Source organism: Halalkalibacterium halodurans (genome assembly GCF_005671335.1).
GTDB classification, from domain to species: domain Bacteria; phylum Bacillota; class Bacilli; order Bacillales; family Bacillaceae_D; genus Halalkalibacterium; species Halalkalibacterium halodurans.
In genome coordinates, this window is the sequence record NZ_CP040441.1 from 2,584,516 (window position 1) to 2,605,376 (window position 20,861).

22 protein-coding genes are annotated in these 20,861 nt (G+C 44.6%); all 22 read right to left on the reverse strand.

Features of this window, described 5'->3' with window-relative positions:
• Position 1 precedes the first annotated feature (1 nt).
• Positions 2–400: a flagellar basal body rod protein FlgB gene (gene flgB / locus FED51_RS12500; RefSeq protein WP_053430946.1), complete on the reverse strand. Its 399-nt coding sequence runs from the start codon at positions 398–400 to the stop codon at positions 2–4.
• Between the two features lie 644 nt (positions 401–1,044).
• On the reverse strand, positions 1,045–2,262 hold the full coding sequence (locus FED51_RS12505; protein ID WP_138090570.1) for an ISL3-like element IS651 family transposase: 1,218 nt from the start codon (positions 2,260–2,262) through the stop codon (positions 1,045–1,047).
• A gap of 196 nt (positions 2,263–2,458) precedes the next feature.
• Entirely contained in the window at positions 2,459–3,238 is a 780-nt protein-coding gene (gene codY / locus FED51_RS12510; protein ID WP_010898615.1) for a GTP-sensing pleiotropic transcriptional regulator CodY, read from the reverse strand.
• 35 nt (positions 3,239–3,273) lie between these two features.
• The gene (gene hslU, locus FED51_RS12515) at positions 3,274–4,668 is read right to left on the reverse strand and encodes an ATP-dependent protease ATPase subunit HslU (RefSeq protein WP_010898616.1); all 1,395 of its coding nucleotides are present in this window, start codon (positions 4,666–4,668) and stop codon (positions 3,274–3,276) included.
• 46 nt (positions 4,669–4,714) lie between these two features.
• Positions 4,715–5,257: an ATP-dependent protease subunit HslV gene (gene hslV / locus FED51_RS12520; protein WP_010898617.1), complete on the reverse strand. Its 543-nt coding sequence runs from the start codon at positions 5,255–5,257 to the stop codon at positions 4,715–4,717.
• A gap of 53 nt (positions 5,258–5,310) precedes the next feature.
• Positions 5,311–6,225, reverse strand: coding sequence for a tyrosine recombinase XerC (xerC, locus tag FED51_RS12525; RefSeq protein WP_053430945.1), 915 nt, complete (start codon positions 6,223–6,225; stop codon positions 5,311–5,313).
• 60 nt (positions 6,226–6,285) lie between these two features.
• Positions 6,286–7,593, reverse strand: coding sequence for an FADH(2)-oxidizing methylenetetrahydrofolate--tRNA-(uracil(54)-C(5))-methyltransferase TrmFO (gene trmFO / locus FED51_RS12530; protein WP_053430944.1), 1,308 nt, complete (start codon positions 7,591–7,593; stop codon positions 6,286–6,288).
• Positions 7,594–7,774: 181 nt separating this feature from the next.
• Positions 7,775–9,847: a type I DNA topoisomerase gene (gene topA, locus FED51_RS12535; RefSeq protein WP_010898620.1), complete on the reverse strand. Its 2,073-nt coding sequence runs from the start codon at positions 9,845–9,847 to the stop codon at positions 7,775–7,777.
• Positions 9,848–9,921: 74 nt separating this feature from the next.
• Positions 9,922–10,830 (reverse strand): DNA-processing protein DprA, encoded by a 909-nt coding sequence (gene dprA, locus FED51_RS12540; protein WP_053430943.1) that lies wholly within the window; start codon positions 10,828–10,830, stop codon positions 9,922–9,924.
• A gap of 80 nt (positions 10,831–10,910) precedes the next feature.
• Positions 10,911–11,819: a succinate--CoA ligase subunit alpha gene (gene sucD / locus FED51_RS12545; protein WP_010898622.1), complete on the reverse strand. Its 909-nt coding sequence runs from the start codon at positions 11,817–11,819 to the stop codon at positions 10,911–10,913.
• A gap of 32 nt (positions 11,820–11,851) precedes the next feature.
• Positions 11,852–13,012: an ADP-forming succinate--CoA ligase subunit beta gene (gene sucC, locus FED51_RS12550; RefSeq protein ID WP_010898623.1), complete on the reverse strand. Its 1,161-nt coding sequence runs from the start codon at positions 13,010–13,012 to the stop codon at positions 11,852–11,854.
• 200 nt (positions 13,013–13,212) lie between these two features.
• Positions 13,213–13,398 (reverse strand): hypothetical protein, encoded by a 186-nt coding sequence (locus FED51_RS12555; protein ID WP_010898624.1) that lies wholly within the window; start codon positions 13,396–13,398, stop codon positions 13,213–13,215.
• Positions 13,399–13,545: 147 nt separating this feature from the next.
• A complete protein-coding gene (locus FED51_RS12560) occupies positions 13,546–13,824 on the reverse strand; it encodes an EscU/YscU/HrcU family type III secretion system export apparatus switch protein (protein WP_010898625.1) in 279 nt (92 codons plus the stop codon).
• Positions 13,821–15,548, reverse strand: a complete 1,728-nt coding sequence (locus FED51_RS12565) for a hypothetical protein (protein ID WP_053430942.1) — start codon at positions 15,546–15,548, stop codon at positions 13,821–13,823. The genes FED51_RS12560 and FED51_RS12565 overlap by 4 nt, the downstream gene beginning before the upstream one ends.
• Before the next feature lie 23 nt (positions 15,549–15,571).
• Complete coding sequence (locus tag FED51_RS12570) at positions 15,572–16,363, reverse strand: ribonuclease HII (protein ID WP_010898627.1); 792 nt, start codon at positions 16,361–16,363, stop codon at positions 15,572–15,574.
• Between the two features lie 106 nt (positions 16,364–16,469).
• A complete protein-coding gene (gene ylqF / locus FED51_RS12575; protein WP_010898628.1) occupies positions 16,470–17,324 on the reverse strand; it encodes a ribosome biogenesis GTPase YlqF in 855 nt (284 codons plus the stop codon).
• Between the two features lie 698 nt (positions 17,325–18,022).
• The gene (gene rplS, locus FED51_RS12580) at positions 18,023–18,367 is read right to left on the reverse strand and encodes a 50S ribosomal protein L19 (protein WP_010898629.1); all 345 of its coding nucleotides are present in this window, start codon (positions 18,365–18,367) and stop codon (positions 18,023–18,025) included.
• A 136-nt stretch (positions 18,368–18,503) separates the two neighbouring features.
• A complete protein-coding gene (trmD, locus tag FED51_RS12585; RefSeq protein WP_053430941.1) occupies positions 18,504–19,244 on the reverse strand; it encodes a tRNA (guanosine(37)-N1)-methyltransferase TrmD in 741 nt (246 codons plus the stop codon).
• Entirely contained in the window at positions 19,241–19,762 is a 522-nt protein-coding gene (rimM, locus tag FED51_RS12590) for a ribosome maturation factor RimM (protein WP_053430940.1), read from the reverse strand. The genes trmD and rimM overlap by 4 nt, the downstream gene beginning before the upstream one ends.
• Positions 19,755–20,171 carry a YlqD family protein gene (locus FED51_RS12595; protein ID WP_010898632.1) on the reverse strand — a complete coding sequence of 139 codons (417 nt, stop codon included), beginning with the start codon at positions 20,169–20,171 and terminating at the stop codon, positions 19,755–19,757. Before FED51_RS12595 ends, rimM begins: the two co-directional genes overlap by 8 nt.
• An 86-nt stretch (positions 20,172–20,257) precedes the next feature.
• The gene (locus FED51_RS12600) at positions 20,258–20,488 is read right to left on the reverse strand and encodes a KH domain-containing protein (RefSeq protein WP_010898633.1); all 231 of its coding nucleotides are present in this window, start codon (positions 20,486–20,488) and stop codon (positions 20,258–20,260) included.
• Between the two features lie 25 nt (positions 20,489–20,513).
• Entirely contained in the window at positions 20,514–20,786 is a 273-nt protein-coding gene (gene rpsP, locus FED51_RS12605; RefSeq protein ID WP_010898634.1) for a 30S ribosomal protein S16, read from the reverse strand.
• Positions 20,787–20,861: the final 75 nt, after the last annotated feature.

A 20,861-nucleotide genomic window follows, 5' to 3' on the forward strand; every position in this document is an offset into this window, starting at 1 on the left:
GTTATCTACCTCCTCTTATAACCGTCTGCAAACTGTTAAAGTTACCGTTTACTCGTTCAATTAAGGCATTGTAATAAATTTGATTTTTAGCTAGCTCCGTCATCTCAAGGTCTACATCGACATTGTTCCCATTATGGTTATACGCCGTTTGCCTTATTGTTTCTACTGGACTTGAACCTTGAGACCTATTAAACGCTATATGCTTCTCATGGGTTCGTTTTGCTTGTAAACGAGTGTTTGATAGAGCTTCATCGAATACTTTTTGAAAGTTTACTTTCTTCGCTTTATAGTTCGGAGTATCTACATTGGCAATGTTTTGTGAGATCGCTCGCTGTTGTAAGGAGGCCCCATATAAGCCTTTTTCAAGTGCGGATAATGTCGAACCAGAGAATAAATTCAATATCGTCACCTTCCTTTTTCACATTTCCACCAATTATACTATATAAAAAGTCCCTATTTCATCGTGCTTTTTAGAAATAATTCGACATAACTCAGGAATTTTAGGAAAGGATTCTACATGAAATTCTAACCAAATTATTAAAAAAAGTCTAATAGTGTTGGGAATGTTTCATTTTTTAATATAAAAGAACTAGTTCAAAATACTTATTAATTAAATGGAACTTTGTAATGAACCTCGTGATTTTATGTATATATCCGAAAACAGTAGGAAGTTTGTAACAATATTCCTCTATTCCATCATATCAAATTCTTAACTCCCGTCAATCGGCATTATTTGACATGATTTTAATATTAAACTTATCAGCAATTGTAAACTTTAGTATTAGAAAAATTTACATGGAACCTTATGAATGATTCTACGATAAAAAATGAAGAAGTATAGTTCTTTCCTATTATAGAAAGCGGTTTCCCCTCTCTTTTCATATAGGTATTTAGATATAATGAATATCTCACATATCGATTTTAGACGATCATAGAGCTGTCTCCTGCAGAAATCTCGTTTGAAGGAAGCGAAGAGAGGAAAACCTGCAAACAAAAGAAGGTTCTTAGTCAAATGTTGGGGTGGCATAGGAGGGCGAGCCCCTCTTATCCTACCCCGAATGTCTGATGTTTGAATTGATGATGCAAGAGAATACGGTTTCGCAAGCGATCATAACGCCGAAAACCAAAGGCATTTCTCTTAATCACCTTCGTTTGATTATTCAGTCCTTCAATAAAACCATTGTTTAAGCCAAACGCGAGGCTATTCAAGATCTCGGTCTGCCAGTTCTTCAGCGTCTGAATGGCTCGGTGGAACTCCTTTAACGGGCTCGCCTCCACTCTTCGGTAAAAGGCGTAGAGCCCTTGTTTCACCTCGCTCATTCGTCCTTCCCTTCCTCGCATCTTCGCTTCTTGATACCACTGACGAAAATGTTCTTTTAGCTCATACGCTTCCCTTAAATCAGGGGATAGCTCTAAGTACCGCTCCACCTTCTTCTTTTGCTTATCATCCAGTCCTTCTCTCTCTTTCTGAAACAGATGTTTGATCCGTTTACATCGTTTTCGATGATACGGATGGAACGCTTTTTGCACTCGGCGGCGAACCCCTTCCAGAGCCCAGTAGATGTAACGACAGAAATGGAACGGATCCCCAATGATGAGCGGGTGGCCTAAGGCCTTTTGAACAGCCGACTTGAAGGTATAACTAAGATCCATCACGACCGTTTTTACATGATGACCCTTCTCTTGAAGATATCGTTTAAGCGTATCGGCTTTACGATCCGGTAAGATATCCAGTGGCTTCCGTGTATCTGCATCCGCAATGATTACTTGATATTTCCCCGCATTCGTATCCCCTTTGTAATCATCAATCGCAATCCGAGGAGGAAGGTGATCCACCTTCTTCACGAGCGGTGCCGCCAATTGATCAAACCGGCGCATGGCAGTTGTCACGGACGTTTGGAATTGATTCGCTGTGTCCGTAAAGTTCTTCCCTTGAATGAGCCGCAAGCGAAACGCTTGATTCCATTCCACTGTCTGACGCTGATATCGCTCTACAAAACAGGCTTTCTCCGCAAACCGCTTCCCGCATCTGCACGCGTACCGGCGCTTTCGATAGAATAGATACACCCACCGTTCAAAGAGCTTGAGATGTTGAACTTTTTGGATGCGGTAATCATGGATTCTCTCGGTTCTCTTCCCGCAGGATGGGCAACGATGAGGCGTTCGCGGCATTTCTACATGGAGCGCGATAAAGCCCTCTCGTTCCTCCATCTTTGTGACCTTCACACCTTTTAATCCGGGCAAATCCATGGTAAAATTCATCGTACACGCAGCTCCTATCCTTTCTTTGTTTCTCGGCAATTCAAGGATAATGGATAAAGGAGCCTGCGTGCATTTTTTTTGCCCTCTTTTGTGCAAAAACCCCAACATTTATTGTAGAGCCCAAAAGAAAGCTCGCCAATTGGCGAGCTTTTACGTAAAAATGCGTTCTTCACGAACGCATTTTTTTACAAAAGTTTTAGCTAGCTTTAATTTTCTCTAACTCAACTAAAAATTTATCATTCAACACTTTAATGTAGGTCCCTTTCATCCCTAGTGAGCGCGATTCAATAACACCAGCGCTCTCAAGCTTTCTCAAGGCGTTAACAATCACTGAACGTGTAATACCGACACGGTCTGCAATTTTACTAGCGACAAGTAAGCCTTCCTTACCATCCAGCTCTTCAAAAATGTGCTCAACCGCTTCGAGCTCACTATAGGATAATGAGCTAATCGCCATTTGCACAACTGCTTTGCTTCGTGCTTCCTCTTCAATCTCTTGCGTCTTCTCATGAAGAATTTCCATTCCTACAACCGTTGCACCGTATTCTGCAAGGATGAGGTCATCATCGTTAAACGAATCGTTGAGACGTGCCAAAATCAAAGTTCCGAGGCGTTGTCCTCCCCCTGAAATAGGAACGATCGTCGTCAATCCTGTTTTAAATAATTCTTTATTTTCAACTGGGAAAGCCGTGAATTCGCTATTAATATCTAGGTTAGCAGATGTTTCTTCAACCTTGAATAGGCCTGTCGTATATTCTTCTGGGAATTGACGGTCCTCAAGCATCTTTTTCATTCGCTCGTTTTCAATCTCTTGCTTTATCGCAAAGCCTAGTAGCTTTCCCCGACGGCTTACAACAAAAATATTTGCACTAATAACATCGCGCAACGTTTCAGCCATTTCGCGGAAGTTTACGTGTTGAACCCCAGATTTTTGTAACATGTCATTAATTTTACGCATTCTTGATAATAAACTCATTTCCATTTGTTAATCTCCTCCTAGTTATTACATCGTCATAAAATGTATTGACTTAAATCTCGATTTTTTGCAATGGCCGCTAGCTTCTCTGTTACATACTCTGGTGTGATGACTATTTCCTCTAAATTTACATCCGGTGCTTCAAATGACAAATCTTCAAGCAACCGTTCAAGAAGCGTGTGCAGTCGTCTCGCTCCGATATTTTCTGTCTCCTGATTTACTTCTGTTGCAATCGTCGCAATCTTATGAACAGCTTCGTCAGTAAACACGATTTTTATACCTTCTGTTTCCAATAGGGCAGCATATTGCTTCAATAACGCATTATCAGGTTCAACTAAAATACGGACAAAATCATCCACCGTTAAATTACTCAACTCCACACGAATCGGGAATCGTCCTTGCAGCTCTGGAATGAGGTCGGAAGGTTTGGCTACATGGAAAGCGCCGGCTCCAATAAACAGCATGTGATCGGTTGATACCGGTCCGTACTTCGTTACAACCGTGGAACCTTCAACGATTGGCAAAATATCACGCTGCACTCCTTCACGGGACACATCGGCACTCTGTTGTCCTTTTCCAGCAATTTTGTCGATTTCGTCTATAAACACAATTCCCAATTGTTCCGCTTTTGAAACAGCTTCTTGGGTCACTTCATCCATGTCAATCAACTTCTGTGCCTCTTCTTCTGTCAGCACCCTCCGTGCTTCGCGTACAGTGAGTTTACGTTTTTTCCGTTTTTTCGGCATCATGTTCCCTAACATTTCTTGCATATTCATCCCCATTTGTTCCATTCCAGAACCTTGGAGCATATCAAAAAATTGCGGTGTCTGTTCTTCCACTTCAACCGTCACATAGTGGTCTTCCAGTTCACCAAGTGCAAGTTGATGACTCATTCGTCGTCGCCGCTCCGTCAATGTGTCTTGCTCCGCCGACGTTTCCTGATGGTCCGTATTTTCTTGCTGCTGACCAAAGAGCATCTCTAGAGGATTTTTATATGCTTGTGTTTTTTTCTTTGCTGGTACGAGCAGCTCAACAATCCGCTGGTTGGCTTGCTCTTCCGCCTGCTTTTTAACACCCTTCATCTTTTCTTCTTTTACGAGGCGAACTGAGGTTTCTACAAGATCACGAATCATCGATTCCACATCTCTACCCACATAGCCAACTTCTGTAAACTTTGTCGCTTCTACTTTGACAAATGGTGCACCTACAAGCTTCGCTAATCTTCTTGCAATCTCTGTTTTCCCGACTCCTGTTGGACCAATCATTAATATGTTCTTTGGTGTAATTTCGTCCCGGAGTTTATCTTCTAGTTGGAAGCGTCGATAACGGTTTCGCAGCGCAATCGCGACAGATCGCTTCGCACCTTCTTGACCTACGATATACTGATCGAGCCGTTCAACAATTTGTCTTGGTGTAAGAACGTTTTTCAATTTCATCACCCTCCAAACATCTTCTTTCCAAGCCATGGCGTTAGGTTTACAGTTCTTCTACAATCAATTGATCATTCGTATAAACGCAAATGTCTCCAGCTGTCTCAAGAGCTGCTTGGGCGATTTCTCTAGCTGATAATTGCGGAGCCTTTTTCTTCAGGGCGCGGCCGGCCGCTAACGCATAATTCCCTCCAGAGCCGATCGCTAAAATACCGTCATCTGGCTCGATCACTTCTCCCGTTCCTGAGACGAGTAACAAATGCTCTTCGTTCATGACGATAAGCATTGCCTCCAACCGACGAAGAACTTTATCGCTGCGCCATTCTTTTGCGACCTCAACAGCAGATCGCTGTAAGTTGCCATTGAATTCTTCTAGCTTCGCTTCAAATTTTTCAAACAATGTGAACGCGTCGGCAACAGAACCTGCAAAACCAGCTAACACTTTGCCATGATAGATTTTACGTACTTTCCTTGCTGTATGTTTCATAACCACGGCATTTCCAAATGTGACTTGGCCATCGCCTGCCATCGCACATTTCCCATTATGATGGATGGCAAAAATAGTCGTTGCATGGAATGTCATTTCCATTCGTTAAGCCTCCTTACGAAAATAAATTACGGCTTTCATGTACTCTACCTATTTTATGCGCGTGGGTGATGAGTTCGATATACGTCCCTTAATCGATCCTTCGTTACATGTGTATACACTTGTGTCGTTGATAAGTTCTCGTGGCCAAGCAAATCTTGAACGACGCGAAGGTCAGCCCCATTGTTCAACAAATGAGTGGCGAACGAATGGCGCAAAGAATGCGGGCTTACGCGAGTAGAGAGAGCCGCCTGGTCAAGAGCCTGGTGCAAAATTTTTCGCACTCCTCGTTCTGTAAGGGGACCGCCCCGGTAATTTAGGAATAAATCGCCGGGAAGATCTACACTTTTACTTTTTTTTAGCAGCTTTTCTCTCCCATTTTCTATGTACTCTTGGATGGCGTCACACGCAAATGAGCCGATTGGAACGTAGCGCTCTTTTCGTCCTTTCCCAAAAACAAAGACGGTACCTAGGGAAAGGTCTACATCTTGAAGCTTCAGTCCACAACATTCACTTACACGCAAGCCCGAAGCATAAATTGTTTCAAACAAGGCTCGGTTTCGTAATTGCAATGGTGAGTCTCCGTTTAGTGCATCAAGTAACTGCTCCATTTCCTCTTCATAAAGAAAGGAGGGAAGTTTTTTCACCCCTTTTGGCGTATGGGCTAGCAAAAATGGGTTTTCCATCACCCATTTTTCCCGGACGAGAAATTGATAAAAGCTTCTTAACGTGGAAAGTTTTCGTGAAACGGTGGATCTCGCATATTCCTGTTCATAAAGAACGGTTAAATAGTGGCGTACAAATGCATAAGAAACAGCAGCAAACGATGGGATTGACTGCTGCTCCATAAAGTCACGAAAATGCCTTAAATCTAACTCATAATTTATGATCGTATGAGGAGAATGATTTTTTTCCATTTTCAAATAAAGAAGAAAAGCCGAGACCCATTGATCGTTTCGAATTTCCACCATTGACCACCTCTTTTAAAGCTTTTAAATTCTAACATATGTTTCGTCAGGGGGCAATACTATTTACATTTTTTTCACAAAATTCTGAATTGATTCTAGTGCCCGCCCAGCTAACGTTTCATAGCGTATTTTTTTATCCTTGATCCGGGTATCAAGAGGTGGTAGTAAGCCAAAGTTGGCATTCATAGGCTGGAAATTTTTCGAATTGGCTGTTGTAATGTAATTCGCCATGCTTCCTAGCATCGTCGTATCTGGGAATACAACGAGCTCTTTGCCTTGGACGAGACGTGCCGCATTGAGACCTGCGACAAGACCGGCTGCCGCGGATTCCACGTACCCTTCAACCCCTGTAATCTGTCCAGCAAAGAAAAGATCTTTCCGCTTCTTGTATTGATAGGTTGGCTTTAATAAGTTAGGTGAATTAATAAACGTATTGCGATGCATGACACCGTAGCGGACGATCTCTGCGTTTTCTAACCCTGGAATTAATTGAATCACTTCTTTTTGCGGCCCCCACTTTAAATGGGTTTGGAAGCCGACAATATTATACAGTGTCCCCGACTGGTTGTCTTGTCGTAATTGCACGACTGCGTACGGGCGCTTACCTGTTTTTGGGTCCTCTAAACCGACTGGCTTCATCGGTCCGAATAGAAGCGTCTTTTTCCCTCGTTTGGCCATAACTTCAACAGGCATACAGCCTTCAAAGAAAACTTCCTTTTCGAACTCTTTTAAAGGGACCGTCTCTGCAGAGGTGAGAGCCTCATAAAACCGATCAAACTCCTCCTCTGTCATCGGACAATTTAAATAGGCTGCTTCTCCTTTATCATAACGCGACTTGAGGTAGACTTTGTCCATATTAATTGAATCGGTTTCAATTATAGGAGCGGCTGCGTCGTAAAAGTATAAGTATTCTTCACCGGTTAATTGTTTTAGCTGCTCGGATAATGCTTTTGACGTTAACGGGCCTGTCGCTATGACCGTTGGTCCATCAGGGATCTTTTGAATTTCCTCGGTAAAAACCGTTACATTCGGGTGCTCTCGTACCGCTTCGGTAACCGCTTGCGCAAATTCATGACGATCCACAGCTAGAGCTCCCCCTGCTGGAACCGAGCAACGGTCAGCTGAACGGATAATAACCGAATTCAAACGCCGCATCTCTTCTTTCAACACACCAACTGCATTCGTCAAACTATTTCCACGCAGCGAATTGCTGCAGACAAGCTCTGCAAATTTATCCGTATGATGGGCAGGTGTTTGCTTCACTGGACGCATCTCGTATAGGTAGACAGCGATTCCCCGCTCAGCGATTTGCCATGCAGCTTCACTTCCAGCCAACCCTGCTCCGATAACATTAATATGTGGCGTAGACATAATGACCTCCTTTTGCCTCTCTTCGTCAAAATACAAATGTTCATTTAATGTTTACAAACTTGCAAAAAGCCCAACCACTTTACGTGTCAGGCTTTCTTCCAGTACTTAAGATAACCAAAACAAATCATAATACGTTTAAGCTACCATTGCAACTCATAGGTGGTTTTTGACACAAAGTTGCTTAATTTGCTTCCTCTTTGTAATCACAGGAAGAACATTGAACTTGAACTTGTTTTTTCGTCCGTTTTTCTACAAGATAGCTTGAACACTTCGGACATGAACGGGCGATCGGTTTATCCCACGAGACGAAATCGCACTCAGGGTATTGATTACAACCATAAAACACCCGACGTTTTTTACTTTTCCGCTCAACAATTTCTCCTTTTTCACACTTTGGACATTTCACACCAATTTCTTTCACGATTGGCTTTGTGTTTCGACAGTCCGGGAAGTTGGAACAGGCCATAAATTTGCCGTAACGCCCCATTTTGTACACCATTTCATGGCCGCACTTTTCACACATTTCTCCCGTCGGTTCATCTTTAATTTCGACTTCTTTCATTTCTTCTTCTGCGACTTTTAACCGTTCTTCAAACCCTTTATAGAAATCGTCGATGATCTTAATCCATTGCTGCTTACCTTCCTCGATTGAGTCGAGGTCATCTTCCATCTTGGCCGTAAATTCAACATCAAGAATTTCAGGAAAAAACTCTGTCATGAGCTCAAGGACAATTTCACCGAGCTCGGTTGGAACAAACCTCCGCTCATCAAGGGCCACATAGCCGCGTTTTTGAATCGTATCAAGCGTCGGTGCATAGGTGGATGGGCGGCCGATACCAAGCTCCTCCATTGTCTTCACAAGTCGAGCCTCCGTATATCGAGGAGGCGGCTGTGTAAAGTGTTGGCTCGGTTCGATCTCTTCTTTCGTCACCGTTTGCCCTTCTTGTAAGTTCGGGAGAAGACGATCTTCTTCCTTCTTCCCTTCGTCATTTCCTTCGATGTAGACTTTCATAAATCCAGGAAATTTCACCTTTGAACCTGTTGCTCGAAACAAGACGCCTTCATTGGAAAGATCGACGGTCATCGTGTCCATAATCGCAGGAGCCATTTGACTAGCGACAAGCCGCTCCCAAATTAATTTATAGAGACGTAGCTGATCGCGAGATAGGTACTCCTTCAACGATTTAGGATCTCGCTCGACTGAGGTTGGCCTGATCGCTTCATGGGCATCTTGGGATTTTTTGTCTTTCTTTACTGCCTTCGTCCCATTTTGCGCATATTCTTTTCCAAATTTTGATTCAATGTATTCTTTTGTTTCCGCTTTCGCTGTATCGGAAATACGAGTAGAATCTGTACGCATGTATGTAATGAGACCTACCGTACCTTCTTTTCCTAAGTCAATACCTTCATACAGTTGTTGTGCGAGCATCATTGTTTTCTTCGCGCGGAAGTTTAATTTCCGAGCGGCTTCCTGCTGCAGTGAAGACGTGGTGAACGGGCTGACCGGATTTCGCTTTCGTTCCTTTTTCTGTACGGAATCGACGTGAAACTGATCGCCTTTTAACTTTGCCAATACGTTATTCACGTCATCTTCTGATTTAAGCTCTACCTTTTTACCGTTCGTTCCATAGAACTTTGCTTCAAAAGGCTCTCCGTCCAAGGCGAATGTCCCTTGTATGCTCCAATATTCTTCAGGTTCAAACGCTTGAATTTCTTTCTCCCGATCAATAATCATCTTAACGGCGACGGATTGAACACGTCCAGCGCTTAACCCTTTTTTTACTTTTTTCCATAATAAAGGGCTAATGTTATACCCAACGAGACGATCCAAAACCCGTCTTGCCTGCTGGGCGTCAACTAAGTCCATATTGATCGGCCTCGGGCTTTTAAAAGCATCTTTTATCGCTTGTTTCGTAATTTCATTAAATACTACACGGCATTCAGACGTTTCATCAATGTCTAAGCTATGAGCTAAATGCCAAGCAATCGCTTCACCTTCACGATCCGGGTCGGCTGCTAAATAGACGCGTTTCACCTTCTTGGCGGCGCTTTTTAACTCTTTTAATACTGGTCCCTTTCCGCGGATCGTTATATACCTCGGACTATACTCGTCCTCTATATCAACGCCCATTTGACTTTTCGGTAAGTCACGAACATGACCCATGGACGCCTTTACCGTATATTTTTTTCCCAAGTACTTTCCAATCGTTTTCGCTTTAGCGGGAGATTCCACGATTACTAAATAGTCTGCCACAAAAATCCTCCCCCTTTCACAGAAATGAATCTTCCCTATTATGAAGCAGAGTTTCTCCTTTTGTCAAACAGAAGTTAGAAAAACTTGTCACTGTCACAAGATTGTTGAAATCCACAAAGTTCTTCTATTATATCGTCCGCTCGTTGAATTAATTTTGCCCCTTGTTGAATTAACTGATTCGTCCCAGCTGCTTTCTGATTGGTGATCGCTCCCGGCACAGCAAAAACATCACGTCCTTGTTCTAGGGCTTGGTCAGCCGTGATAAGCGAGCCGCTTTTTTCTTTTGCTTCAATGACGACCGTCCCAGCACATAATCCGCTTATGATTCGGTTCCGTTCAGGAAACTGCCACGGCCTCGGCTTTACATAAGGTGGATATTCGCTAATCATCAGTTGGCTCACCATTTCGTGTTCAGCAAATGGGCGATGAGCAGCAGGATAAAGATTGTCGTGCCCATGGGCGAGAACGGCGATCGTCTGCCCGCCATTTTTCACAGTTAATTGATGGGCATGTATATCCACCCCTGCGGCAAATCCACTCACGATTACCCAACCGTCCTGTAGGAGTGGAGGAATAAGAAGCTCCAAGCTTTTTAACCCAGTCGTTGAAGGTTTTCTCGTTCCTACAATCGCCAATCGCTTTTCTGAATAAAGTGTATTCATTCTCCCTCTGCAAAACAACACAAACGGTGGGTCATAAATCTCTTTTAACAGGTTTGGGTACCCTTTGTCAAAGATCGTAACCGGAACGATTTGCTTTTTCTTATAATATTCGGACCAGAAATCTGTTGAAACCCGTCGTAAATGCTCGTAGAGATGTCGTGCTTTTTTTGTCGAAAGTCCATAGGTTTCGGATAATTGTACGTGGGATTGCTTAAAAATTACAGTCAATGTTTCATCAAAATGGAGAATTTTTTTAAGTAGGGCGCGTGACATGGATGGTAGACTTGCAAGGTGAGTTAACCGTTTGGCTCGTGAGGACAAAAAGCCACATCCTTTCTTCCTGTTAGGCGGAGGTAACAAAGGGGAAAAAGCCCCCATCAAGGGAGCTTTTTATGTGAAGATTATACTTGATGTGTCGTGCACTTTTCTAAAAGCCCTTGCTCTTTAAGAACGGAAATAAGCGTTTCTCCCATAACGGAAGGCGTTTCCGCTACTTTTACGCCGCAGCTTTCGAGCGTTTTAATTTTTTCAGCGGCCGTTCCTTTTCCGCCAGAGATGATCGCACCAGCATGACCCATGCGCTTTCCTGGAGGTGCTGTTTGACCACCAATAAATCCGACAACTGGCTTTGTCATATTGGCTTTGATCCACTCTGCCGCTTCTTCTTCCGCCGTACCACCAATTTCACCGATCATGATAACTGCGTATGTGTCAGGGTCTTCATTAAATAACTTTAGGACATCAATGAAGTTTGTGCCATTCACTGGATCTCCGCCGATACCGACAGCCGTTGACTGTCCAATGCCGGCTGTTGAAAGCTGATGGACCGCTTCGTACGTTAATGTTCCGGAGCGGGACACAACGCCAACGTGGCCTTTTTTATGAATATAGCCAGGCATGATCCCAATTTTGCACTCTTCCGGCGTGATCACACCCGGGCAGTTTGGCCCAACTAAACGGGTCTTTTTCCCTTCCATATAACGCTTAACCTTTACCATGTCCATCACAGGAATTCCCTCTGTAATACAAATGGCAAGGTCGAGCTCAGCATCGACAGCTTCCATGATTGCATCTGCAGCAAATGCTGGCGGTACATAAATAACAGAAGCGTTTGCACCTGTCGCTTCAACCGCTTGACTCACCGTATCAAATACCGGGATGCCTTCTACTTCTGTTCCGCCTTTTCCAGGTGTTACACCACCGACAATGTTTGTTCCATATTCAACTGCTTGCTTTGTATGGAACAAACCTGTTGCACCAGTAATCCCTTGTACGATGACTTTTGTATCCTTGTTAATTAAGATACTCATTCTCCACGTCCCGCCTTTCTAATCCTATCATTCTATTTCACGAGAGAAACAATTTTTTGTGCACCGTCTGCCATTGAATCGGCTGCTGTAATGTTTAATCCAGACTCTTCAAGCTTTTTCTTACCTAAATCAACGTTTGTTCCTTCAAGGCGAACGACAAGAGGGATGCTTAATCCTACTTCCTTCGTCGCTTGAATAACCCCTTCTGCGATGACATCACATTTCATGATACCACCGAAAATGTTAACAAAGATTCCTTTAACACTTTCATCAGAAAGAATGATCTTGAACGCTTCTGTAACTTTCTCTGCCGTCGCACCGCCTCCAACATCGAGGAAGTTCGCCGGTTCACCGTTGTAATGTTTAATAATATCCATTGTTGCCATGGCTAAACCTGCACCGTTTACCATGCAGCCGATATTTCCATCTAAAGAAATGTAGCTCAAATCATATTTTGACGCTTCGATTTCCTTTGGATCCTCTTCGTCTAAATCACGGAATTCGAGGATAGCCTTTTGACGATAAAGAGCATTCGAATCAAAGTTTAGCTTCGCATCAAGGGCCATGACCTTTCCATCACCTGTTGTGACGAGCGGATTGATCTCGGCAATAGAGCAATCTTTTTCAACAAATACTTTGTACAATCCGAGCATGAACTTCACTGCTTGTCCAACGAGCTCTTTCGGAATGTTGATGTTGAACGCCAATCTGCGCGCTTGGAAGCCTTGTAAGCCGACCACTGGATCGATGATTTCTTTAAAGATTTTTTCAGGTGTTTTTTCTGCCACTTCCTCGATTTCAGTACCACCTTCTTCAGATGCCATCATGACAACGCGAGAAGTGGCTCTGTCGAGGACAAGACCAACATAGTACTCTTTCTGGATGTCGCACCCTTCTTCGATAAGTAAGCGCTTAACTTCTTTACCTTCAGGACCTGTTTGATGAGTAACTAACGTTTTTCCTAAAATCTCGTCAGCATATGTACGAACCTCATCAAGATTTTTCGCCACCTTGACGCCGCCTGCTTTTCCTCGGCCCCCTGCGTGAATTTGCGCTTTTACCACACAAACATTAGAGCCGAGCTCTTTTGCTGCTTCAACCGCTTCGTCAACAGAAAAGGCAACTTTTCCGTTCGGAACCGCTACACCGTACTGACGAAGGAGCTCTTTCCCTTGGTACTCATGGATATTCATTCTCTCTCCATCCTCCTGTCAAATGCAAGATTTTACATACTGCTATTGCCGTATGCTTATGGAATTCATCAGTGACATCATGCATGATTTGAGGCACTTCGCATGATCCTTTTTCATTTTAGCACTTTTTCAAATATTTTGGGAGGGGTTCTTCAATTCTTTCCCGCAAATCCGGCAGTAAACGACAGTAGGTGGGCAAATCAATTATCCTTTTTTTCATCTATCTTTCGCCTTTTTACCTTTTTTCGTTTTCCACGTATCCATTTCACCATATCCTTTGCGGTACGATCCTTCTCAAGGACCGAAGGATAGTGACCAAACTCCGGGGCTACCTCTTCTTGAAACCATCTACTCTCTCTTGCTTGGAGACGATACCGTTTTTTCACGTAGTTCCCTCCTTTCAGCTAGGTCGATCACTTAGAAAACCTCGCCTGTCGACCAGTTTTTATTGACTAGAGACGATCGTTTCCTTTCGTGTAAAATATAAAAAAGCTAGCCATCGTTAGTATGCACACGAACAATGGCTAGCATGTTTAAGACTTATCAGAATGCTGATCGATTTGATAAATGAACGCAAACAGCTCCGCTACTACCTCATATAGCTCCTCAGGTATCGTTTCGTTAATTTCTAGCTGGCCTAGTAGCTCCACAAGAGAAGGATCTTTTTGGATCGGGACTTTCGCTTCTTCTGCTCGTTTAATCAGTTCATCTGCTACAAGTCCTTTCCCCTTTCCAATGATGCGGGGGGCTTTTTCCTTTTCTCGGTTATAGCGAACAGCCACTGCTTGCCTTCGTTCCTCATGTTGCCTCATATGCGTACGTCCACCCCTTGATAGCCTATTTTCTCCGGAGATTGCCACGAAATGGCGTTCTTTTTTTCAGTCTCAATCTCTTTCCAGACGAGGGAGGACAAGCTATAGTCTTGCCGTTCTAATCCGCTTTTTAAGACAGGTAATAACCCGCTCATTAACAAGGTAGGCTTCGGGTGTTCATTAAAAATCGTAACAGCTAAAATCCGATGCTGGATTTGTACATCGACGATTGTTTCCTTCAAATGCGCTAACGATAAATAAAACAATATTCGACAATGGTCGGGACTTAGTTGACCGTCCGCCTGCCGTTTTCCTTCCCACTGAATCGTCAAATCGGTCTGGAAACTGCCAAGCATAAGCGGAAGCTGAATCGCCGTTTGCGTGATCGGCCCCGACGTTTCACTCGCTACAAGCTGATGTCCCGTTACTCGGCTTAATGCCGCTTCGAGCCGTTCTTTCATTTTTGGCGAAAGTTCTTGCTGCATGAGCTGGAGCAGCAAGCCTTTCATCCGATCGTTGGCGAGTGGATCTGTTCCTTGTTGAAAGCTTTGTCCTACTTCTCGCTCATATTGCAAACCGAGCGCTTGTAAAAGACGAATGAGTTGGGCTGCGATTGGCGAGCTCGTCCCTGTCCCTCCTATCTGCTGCTGAGGGGAGGAAAGCTGAAAGGAAGTGGTCCACGCAAGCTGCTCCTCTCGAGATAGATTCACTCCGTTTCCCGATAAGAAGGAGGTGATCATAGCTGGAGTCACCTTTGAGCCCAAAAGCGGAACTAACGCGATCAGTTGTTGGCTACCTTTTTCTCCAGGTGGGATGCTCCCTTCTGCCATTAGTCGCTGAAATAACTCCCTCGGTGCCAACTCCCGAACTATTTCATTCGTTAATGTCGGCCATAGTTGCTGCACGATTTCACGGTTTTCCGGTCGCATGAGCGCTTGCTGGAACCGTGAGAAGAACGACTCTCTCGTTTCTCCTTGATTCATGATACCGAGACGGTTAAGAAGTTGAACAGCTCCTTCACGAACGGACGGCTCAAGTCGATCATTTGCTACCATAGACAAAAGCTCAATGACCGGTGAACGTCCTTGAGGAATCTTCCCGTCTTGCATTAACGCCTCCATTCGTGCACCGTATGATTCAAGCTGGGGGTGAGCGCGAAGTTGCTGGATGAGCTCTGTTAGCTGAGATGATAACGGAGGGCCTTCGTGAAGGGCACGGTAGGCAGAAAATGTTTCAGAGGTTATCGGCAGCTGTCGCAAGAGCATTCCTTGTAATAACCGAACACCTTCCTCATTTAACATTCCAGCAGCCGTTAAGATTGGAGCTCCTGCTTCAATCGTCCCTTTCGTAAACGGCATTCGCATCCCCATTAGCTGACTAGCCAACCATTCATTCGTTTTCGTCTGGGCTAGGCCTAGCTGTTGAAGCAGTTCCTTGATCATTCCCGCCTGATCTCCCTGTACGGGGAATGGTTGCTGTGACAATACTTTTAGCCGCGGAACACCACTGCTTTCTTCTTGCACTTGAAAAAAATAGTCCTTTCCAGCAGATAGGGCTGCTTCTAACCTTGCCGTTAACGTCATTCGTCCGAGCTGCAAAGCGACGAGGTTATTCGGAAACAGCTTAACGATCTTTCCTTTGACAACTTGCCCCTGTGAGAGCTGAATCGTTCTCGGTGCTTGTGTTCGTTCGGTTTGAGAAAACGCCGATCCTTGAACGAGCATTCCCCGACCCCCCTATAAAAAAATTACGATGTTTGTCTAGTAGCCGCTGTTTCCTGGACAGGCCTGAAAGAACGGCGGTGCTCCGGTGTAATTCCGTGTGCGTTCAAGGCCGCAAGATGTTCTTCTGTCCCGTAGCCGACGTGGCGCTCGAATCCGTATTCAGGATAACGGTTGGCCAAATCGGCCATGTAACGATCGCGCGTCACTTTCGCTAGTACCGAGCTTGCAGCGATGGACAAGCTTTTTTGGTCCCCTTTTATTAACGATTGTTGCGGGAGGGAGAGGGGCAAGTTCATCGCATCAAGCAGGAGCGCGTCTGGATTGACAGATAGCTGGTCGATGGCGCTCATCATCCCTTGTTTCGTCGCCTGATAAATATTCACCTCATCTATTACAGTAACAGGTACAATCGCCACACTCCACGCGAGCGCCACTTCCTTTATCCGATCATAAAAAGACTCCCTCGTCTCTTTTGCTAGCTTTTTAGAATCGGTCAAACCTGGAAGCTGGACGTCTTTTGGCAAAATAACAGCTGCGGTCACAACCGGCCCAGCCAACGGCCCCCTCCCAACTTCGTCCAAGCCTGCTACATGCTCATATCCTTTGGCCCAAAGATCTTTCTCGTACGCGAGCATCTCTTCATGCTCCATCCAAAGGGCCTTCTCCTTTTCTAATTGACGTTCATAGCGTTTCAGGGCACTTTGCACCCCTTTTCGTTCATCAGCCTTTAGCATCGCTAAAAAGGTTTCATCGATTGACGCATCCCCTTGACGTAACAGTGCGTCAATTTCTTTTATCGATAACCGTTTGCTCACAGGTAGCCACTCTCCTTATGTATGGTATCGGCGTATTTTATGTCTGTTTTTACCCACCGACGCAAGGTTTTAATTGATCGAGAAAAAACCGTCTAGTGACTTGCCACTAAACGGTCTTTCCCGGCACTTCAAGTGTGATTCTTCCGAGCGTCCCTGCCCGTAATTCCCGTAAAATCATTTCTGCTGTTTTATCGTAGTCGATGTAACCACCAGACAATAAATGGCCTCGTTTTTTCCCGATCGCATCAAACAATGTGACACCGTCTTCCGGAAGCTCATTTAGTTTGTAACGATCCATTAGGCGATCTGGATACATCTCCCGCATGTAACGAAGGACAAATAATGCCACATCCTGAAAGTCTAACAGCTCGTCCTTGATCGCACCAGTCGCAGCTAACCGAAAGCCTGTTGCTTGATCATCGAACTTCGGCCATAAAATTCCCGGAGTATCTAGAAGTTCAAGCTCTTTTCCGACCTTGATCCATTGCTGCTGTTTCGTAATACCTGGACGATCACCGACCTTGGCGATTCGTTTCGATGCGAGCCGATTAATAAGCGTTGATTTCCCTACATTCGGAATCCCTAAAATCATCGCACGAATGGCGCGTGGCTTCATTCCTTTTGCTCGCTGCTTTTCGATCAAGGCTTGGGCCAATGTTTGACATGCTGGAGAGATTCGGGAAACCCCTTGTCCGGTCTGGGCATTGATTGGAAGGACGGTCGCTCCGCCTTCTTCAAAAAAGCGGGTCCATTCCTTTGTTTTGCTCGGATCGGCTAAATCGTCTTTATTTAACAAGACGAGGCGCGGCTTATGAGCAACAATTTCGTCCATCATCGGGTTGCGTGACGATAATGGCACCCTTGCATCCAATAGCTCAATCACGACGTCGATGAGCTTTAGCTTTTCCGTTACTTCCCGGCGCGCCTTTGCCATATGTCCTGGAAACCATTGAATGGTCATAGATTACGCTCCTTTCTATAGAACAATGTCGTATGTATTCATTATGAGAAAAAGGAGCTTTTTTACACTTTAAAAAGGTTCACTTTTGCATGGACTAAAGTATAAGAAAAAATCGATTTCGCTAAAGAACTTGGCGATAAGCCAAGCTTTTTTCATAAGCTCCTGCTTTCAGATCTATGTACATGGGATGCTTTATAAAAAGTCCGTGCACCTTAAAAAGGATACCACTGGCGAAAAATGGTGTCAACGGGCGGCAGATCCGATCATTCCGAAGCTCTGTTTAGTTCAATCATAGGTAAGTACCAACGGTTGCGGAATGAAAGGACCTCTGTATGAGGCTCTAATATCAATGTGGAAGAATAACGCCAAAATAATAGATCATAAAGGGAGCTGAGAAAAGGTCTTCCCCGAGTAAAACATAGAAATCAATTACTGAACCCTTTAATTCTGAATGGCTATGAAAAATGACATAGATTGTAGCTATTCTTTTGGATTGGTAGCTTTAGTATACTATACTTTATCCCTATAAGAGAAATCATTATCCCGAAAAGCAACAAGTCCCACGGCAGCTTAACGGAATTTTTTTATTAAGTTGGCTCATAAAGTCCACAGATGATGAAAGCTCACCTAATTAAAAAGACGGCTCTCACGTTTGAGAACCGCCCTTTTTGATCGTTGATTTACCGCTACATGCGCGATTATCGAATTTCTTTAATACGAGCCGCTTTTCCGCGTAGGTTACGCAAGTAGTAAAGTTTTGCACGACGTACTTTACCGCGACGCTTCACTTCAATCTTATCGATTTTCGGTGAATGTAATGGGAATGTACGTTCAACACCTACACCGTAAGAAATTTTACGAACAGTAAACGTCTCACTTACGCCAGTCCCACGGCGTTTGATCACAACACCTTCGAACACCTGAATACGCTCACGAGAGCCCTCGATAACCTTCACGTGCACACGCAATGTGTCTCCAGGACGGAATGAAGGAAGATCTGTGCGAAGTTGTTCGTTTGTTATTTCACGGATAATGTTGTTCATCGTAGAATTCCCCTCCTTCCCTACAGATGCTCATGACAGCTTCTACCCCTGCAGCGGAACATCGTAATACTGGCAATTGCCACAAAGAAGATAATACCATATTCTCTCGAACAAAACAAGAGATTTCGGAGCAACGTTATTTTTCCTGTTGCTTACGGATGGAGTCAAGGAGTTCCTGCTCTTCCTCCGTTAGCTTTCGTCCCTCTAGTAAATCGGGTCTCCGCTCAAGCGTTCGTTTTAACGACTGTTCCTTTCGCCATCTCTCAATGTTTTGATGGTGTCCTGATAGCAGAACGTCTGGAACCTTCCAGCCGCGGAAATCAGCAGGCCGGGTGTACTGAGGATGCTCCAGAAGTCCTGTGGAAAACGAATCGGTTTGCGCCGATGTCTCATTGCCCAGGACGGCTGGAAGAAGCCGGGTCACACTGTCGGCAATCACCATCGCCCCAAGCTCACCCCCTGTTAAGACGTAATCACCGATCGAAAGCTCGTCGGTGACGAGGTAAGAGCGAATCCGCTCGTCATAGCCTTCGTAGTGTCCACAAAGCAAAATAAGGTGCTCTGCCTGTGCTAGCTCCTCTGCTTTCCGCTGGGTAAATGTCTCCCCTTGAGGGCACATTAAAATGACGCGCGGCGTCGATGAGCTTTTCTTTGTCAGGTCCTCAACTGCATCGAATAACGGCTGGGGGCTCAACACCATGCCAGCCCCACCACCATATGGATAGTCATCTACTTTCTTATGTTTGTTTTCCGAATACTCACGAAAATTAACGACGCGAAAGGACACCGCGCCTCTCTCTTGCGCCTGTTTCAAAATTGAAGAGTGAAGCACGCCCTGAAACATTTCGGGAAACAATGTGAGAAAATCGATCTTCATTCCAACAGCCCTTCCATTGGTTCAATCGTAATCTGCTGTTTCTCGAGATCAACTTGCTTCACCACCTGTTCAATATAGGGGATGAGCAAGTCCTTACCTCCTCTGCGGCATTGAACGACCCAAACGTCATTCGCGCCAGGGGATAAAATTTCCTTTACCTTTCCTAGCTCTTCCCCAGCTATCGTGACAACGGAGCAACCGATGATCTCATGGTAAAAAAACTCTCCTTCCCCTAGCTCAGGCCGGTCCTCGATCGGCACTTGCAACCGGCCGCCCTTAAAAGCTTCCACATCGTTAATGGAAGGATAGCCTTCAAAGCAGAGTAAATCAAAATTTTTATGCTTGCGATGGGATGCGACCGTCACCGCCACTCGTTCATTCTGATTTGGGGGCATCACATATAGTGTCTTACCGCTGGAAAAACGGTCGTCTTCAAAGTCGGTTGTCGAGAGAACGCGCACCTCTCCGCGCACACCGTGGGTATTAACGATTTTACCTACATTCAGCCATTTACTCATCTCTTTTCCTTCCTTCTCGTACTTCATGAATTACGCCATCTTTTACGATGATCTCCGGTTCTGTCATTAATTGTTCCCAGCGATCGCCTTCCTGAACCTCACAAATCGATTCTACGGTCCCGGCCTTCAGCTCCGATCCGAGCGGAAGCTTCTCCATTTGATGCCGTTTGAAGGCAACCGTTTTCAGACGTTCTTCTCGTTGATTCATCTCTTGACGGTACGTTTCTTTTAACTGCCTTTCCCGCTCGAGATTTCCTTGATATTGCCGGAGCGCTTTGCGCAGCTGGAACGAGAGTTGCTTCAACTCGTTCTCGATCTGTACCTCTTCTGCACGAAACCCTTCCAATAGCTCCTGCTTCTTTTTTTCCGTTAACACTTCTTTTACTTGAACTGTTCGCAAAATTTTCATCGCTCACCTCAAGAGCTTCTCTAGATCGAGAGAATAGACAAAAAGGGAGAGGTTTCCCCTCACCCTTTCTGCCGTCATGTTTAGGATTAATCGATGATGTCTAACCGAACTCGCCTCTTTTGCTTTGTCGCTGCTGCATAGACGACAGAACGTAACGCCTTCGCTGTGCGACCTTGCTTCCCTATCACTTTTCCCATATCATCCGGATGAACCGACAGCTCGATGTGCAAAGAATGGCCATCATCGTGCTCAGAAACACGAACATCATCAGGATGATCCACAAGCGCCATTGCGATATGTTCTACTAACGTTTTCATCATCGGCCCCTTTACATTTTATCGATTACTTTTCGTTTTTTGCGTTGTGTAACTTTTCCATTAAACCAGCTTTTGAGAAAAGGTTACGAACCGTGTCAGAAGGCTTAGCACCTTTTAACATCCAGTCAAGCGCACGGTCTTCTTTCAACTCAACCTTCGCTGGTTGCGTGAGTGGATTGTATGTTCCAATTTCCTCAATGAAACGTCCATCACGCGGAGAACGAGAGTCTGCTACAACAACACGATAGAATGGGGCTTTTTTAGAACCCATACGTTTTAAACGAATTTTTACTGCCATTCGTTTGACACCTCCAAAATCATTTCACACAATTTTTTATAATAACATCTTTTTCGCTAGCATTCAAGAAAAACT